This is a genomic window from Paenibacillus lacisoli (genome assembly GCF_030580655.1).
GTDB classification, from domain to species: Bacteria; Bacillota; Bacilli; order Paenibacillales; family Paenibacillaceae; genus Paenibacillus; species Paenibacillus lacisoli.
Window position 1 is genome coordinate 1 of the sequence record NZ_JAUQTB010000047.1, and the last position, 860, is coordinate 860.

The window sequence follows — 860 nt, forward strand, 5'->3', positions numbered from 1 at the left end:
TAGGTCGTGTCTGAAAACTCTTCATTGAGTCAATTTGAAAATGGCAGCCACGTATACAAACGCCAAGAATGACTTAGCCAACTTGTCGTAACGAGTAGCCACACGGCGAAAGTGTTTGATTTTATTGAAAAAGCACTCCACTACGTGGCGTTCTTTATACCGATACCAATCGACATTCCATGGGTTTTGACTATTCGCTTTAGGCGGGATCGTGTAGGATGCCTGCTTAGCTGTGATCCAATTCCGGATCGCTTCGGAGCCATAGGCTTTGTCGCCAAGAATATGGCTTCCCGTAATATCTAACTCCTGCAGCAATTCGATCGCGGGAACGGAATCATAGACTTGACCACCCGTTAGAAGAAAAGCCAGAGGGTTACCTAATCCATCGACTACCGTATGAAGTTTGGTTGTCTTGCCGCCACGACTGACGCCGATGTGTTGATTTACTTCGTGTCCGTCTGCGTTTTTTTTGCACCAGCACAGTGTTGATGGGCTTTGACCGATGTCGAATCTATACTCAAGTTTTCAAAGTCAGGTTCGACCTGAAGGGCTTGGAAGATCGCAACAAGCAGTCCGCTATCTCGCCACTTGCAGAAGCGACTGTACACCGTTTTCCATGAACCATAGCGTTCTTCCGGTAGATCGCGCCAGGCAGCACCACTTCGAGCGATCCATAGAAAAGCATTAAACATGATTCGTTCATTTAATTTTGACGGACGTCCGGTTGTGTAGGGTGGAAACATATCCTTAATTTGATCCCACTGTTCATCGCTTATTTCGTACCGTCTTTGACTCATGTTTGCTACTCCATTCGTTTTTCTCAAATCTTACCATAATATTTAGTTTTCAGACACATCCTA

1 protein-coding gene is annotated in these 860 nt (G+C 45.5%); it reads right to left on the reverse strand.

Annotated features, from left to right (window positions below):
* Positions 1-21 precede the first annotated feature (21 nt).
* A protein-coding gene (locus Q5741_RS21545) for an IS5 family transposase (RefSeq protein WP_305026152.1) occupies positions 22-797 on the reverse strand; the annotation gives its coding sequence in 2 pieces (ribosomal slippage) (positions 22-473 and positions 473-797; 777 coding nt in all).
* Positions 798-860 lie beyond the last annotated feature (63 nt).